The sequence below is a fragment of the Peribacillus sp. genome (assembly GCF_059453735.1).
Map to the genome: position 1 here is coordinate 1 of NZ_JAZVJO010000228.1, position 3410 is coordinate 3410.

Genomic DNA, 3410 nt, shown 5'->3' on the forward strand with positions numbered 1-3410 from the left:
GCGGAACCGGAACAGGTGCTGCACCTGTCATTGCACAGATAGCTAAAGAAATCGGTGCTTTAACTGTTGGTGTTGTTACTCGACCATTTACCTTTGAAGGACGTAAAAGAGCAACTTCAGCACAGGGCGGAATTTCAGCCATGAAAGAAGCTGTAGATACGTTAATTGTTATTCCAAACGACCGTTTACTTGAAATTGTTGACAAAAGTACACCGATGCTTGAAGCATTCCGTGAAGCAGATAATGTTTTACGTCAAGGTGTACAAGGGATTTCCGATTTAATTGCTGTACCTGGTTTAATTAACCTTGATTTTGCCGATGTAAAAACCATCATGTCAAATAAGGGTTCAGCTTTAATGGGTATTGGGATCTCTTCTGGCGAAAATCGTGCTGCTGAAGCCGCTAAAAAAGCAATCTCAAGTCCGTTGCTTGAAACGTCAATCGATGGCGCACAGGGCGTGCTGATGAACATCACTGGTGGAACAAACCTTAGTCTATTTGAAGTTCAAGAGGCAGCTGATATTGTAGCTATTGCTTCTGATCAAGATGTTAATATGATTTTCGGATCTGTTATCAATGAGAACCTTAAGGACGAAATTGTTGTCACTGTCATTGCAACTGGCTTTAATGAAACAGAGGCTCCAAGACCAGCTCAAACGTCTCGTCCATCATATGGTCAGCCAAGACCAACAGCTGCTCCAGGTATCAAACGTGAAACGAAACGGGAAGAGCCTGTAGAACAGCCTGTAAAAAATACTAATCAAGCGGATGAAGCGTTGGATATTCCTGCTTTTCTTCGCAACCGAAATAGACGTCGTTAAATCTAAGAAAAAAAGGACCGCGGAAGCGGATCTTTTTTTTGTGTTTTTTAGTGATAAATTTTTCTACAAAATAGCATAAAAAGACAGAAAAACTCTTCTAGTGTGGATACAAAAAGTGACAGACTTACCATGTCTATGTAGGGTATACTTTTGGCTAACAGATAAGAAAGGTGCAGGGAGGGGGAGTTGCTTGACTTTATATTTGGATGTCATCTGGCTGTTAAATTGGCTCTTTGACTGCTTGCTTCTTAGCTGGACTGCAGTCATTTTGAAAATGAAGGTCCCGCTTTGGAGAATAGCTTTTGGCGGACTTCTTGGATCCATGATTATCTTACTGGCTTTTACACCCTATAGAGAGCTTGCGGATCAAGTACCAATAAAATTACTGTTTTCTGTTGTGATGGTCGTGGCTGTATTTGGATTTAGCAGATGGATGACATTCATTAAACGTTTAGCCTGCCTTTATTTCATTACTTTTTTATCAGGCGGTATATTACTCGGGCTGCATTTCTTATTTGAATATAAAATTGTTTCTGAGAGCCCGAATAGGTATGCAGGTATTAATGCATATGGTGATCCGATGAGCTGGGTTTTTGTTTTAATTGGTTTTCCAATCGCCTGGCAATTTTCAAGGCGTACTTTAAAAAGCATAGAATTGAATACCCTATCTTTTGATCAAATCGTAGAAGTAATGATAAAAATTGATTTCTTTGAGTGTACATTAGCTGGGTTTATTGATAGTGGAAACCAATTATACGATCCCATTACCCGTTCTCCCGTGATGATTGTTTCACTTTGGGGTTCTGAAGATTCGGTACCTCCTGATATGCTAAAACTTTTTAAAGAGGATAGCTTCCACTTGAACGGTCACGATCAAGAATATACCTGGTCCAACCGAATACGGATTATTCCGTGTAAAGTAGTTGGTAAAGACCATCAGCTGCTAACCGCTATAAAGCCTGACTCAATACGTATCAAGCACAAAAATGCTCAATTTGAGGTAGAGAGAGGGTTCATTTCATTTACCCTCCAACAGTTGTCACCTGATAATCGTTACCAATGTATCGTCCATCCTAAGATGCTGTCTGGAGTTCCAACCCTGCATGTATCCTGAAAAAACAACACATTAAAGGAATCATACTCATTAAAAATATAAAATAGAAGGGAGAATCATTTTGAAAAAATTTATTCTTCGTCTCACGTATTATTGGTATAAAATATTGTTCAAATTAGGCTTGAAATCAGATGAAGTATTTTACATAGGAGGTAGTGAAGCCCTGCCTCCTCCGCTGACAAAGGAAGAAGAAGAAGTGTTAATTAACAAACTTCCCAAAGGGGATGAAACTGCCCGGGCAATGCTGATTGAACGAAATTTACGTCTTGTTGTTTATATTGCGAGAAAGTTCGAAAATACTGGAATTAATATTGAAGATTTAATCAGTATTGGTACGATTGGCTTAATTAAAGCGGTCAATACCTTTAATCCTGAGAAGAAGATTAAGCTGGCTACGTATGCTTCTAGATGTATCGAAAATGAAATACTCATGTATCTTCGAAGAAATAATAAAATTCGGTCCGAAGTTTCATTTGATGAGCCGCTTAATATCGATTGGGATGGTAATGAATTGCTGCTTTCGGATGTCCTTGGAACGGATGATGATATTATTACGAAAGATCTTGAAGCGAATGTAGATCGTAAATTATTATCTAAAGCGCTAACACAGCTTTCAGACCGAGAAAAACAAATAATGGAACTGCGTTTTGGTTTAGCCGGTGAGGAAGAAAAAACACAAAAGGATGTAGCAGATATGCTTGGGATTTCGCAATCTTATATTTCACGTCTAGAAAAACGGATTATTAAAAGATTACGAAAAGAATTTAATAAAATGGTTTAAATTTTTCACATATGAAAATCTTGTCGGCTCTAGGAGTTGTTCTCTGACTACTTAAAAATGAAGTTTTTTATCCGACAGGCAAGTGCATATTTTTTCCTTCCAGGGAGATACTGTTTTTTGTACAGCAGCTCCTGTGAGGAGGGAATTAACTTGTCTCGAAATAAAGTTGAGATTTGTGGAGTAGACACATCGAAATTGCCCGTTTTAAAGAATGATGAAATGAGAAAACTTTTTAAAGAAATGCAAGAAGGCGATAAATACGCTAGAGAAACACTGGTCAATGGCAATTTAAGACTCGTATTAAGTGTGATTCAGCGCTTTAATAATCGAGGAGAGTATGTAGATGATCTATTTCAGGTGGGCTGTATAGGATTGATGAAATCAATTGATAATTTTGATTTAGGGCAAAATGTTAAATTTTCAACGTATGCAGTTCCAATGATTATAGGAGAAATCAGAAGGTATTTACGCGATAATAATCCTATCAGAGTCTCTCGTTCTTTAAGGGATATCGCCTATAAGGCTTTACAGGTTAAAGAAAAACTAATGAGCAGAACATTGAGGGAACCGACAGCACAAGAGATTGCTAAGGAGCTTGGCGTAAGTCATGAAGAAATTGTGTTCGCTCTTGATGCCATACAAGATCCAGTATCGTTGTTTGAACCGATTTATAATGATGGCGGCGATCCAATCT

The 3410-nt window shown here is 38.2% G+C and carries 4 protein-coding genes; all 4 read left to right on the forward strand.

Annotated features, from left to right (window positions below):
* On the forward strand, positions 1–821 hold an 821-nt coding region (gene ftsZ, locus AC52RT_RS07150; RefSeq protein ID WP_495540104.1), incomplete at its 5' end, for a cell division protein FtsZ.
* 190 nt (positions 822–1011) lie between these two features.
* Entirely contained in the window at positions 1012–1935 is a 924-nt protein-coding gene (spoIIGA, locus tag AC52RT_RS07155; protein ID WP_495540105.1) for a sigma-E processing peptidase SpoIIGA, read from the forward strand.
* A 61-nt stretch (positions 1936–1996) separates the two neighbouring features.
* Positions 1997–2716: an RNA polymerase sporulation sigma factor SigE gene (sigE, locus tag AC52RT_RS07160; protein WP_340849513.1), complete on the forward strand. Its 720-nt coding sequence runs from the start codon at positions 1997–1999 to the stop codon at positions 2714–2716.
* 150 nt (positions 2717–2866) lie between these two features.
* A partial coding sequence (locus tag AC52RT_RS07165) for a sigma-70 family RNA polymerase sigma factor (protein ID WP_495540106.1) occupies positions 2867–3410 on the forward strand: 544 nt, incomplete at its 3' end.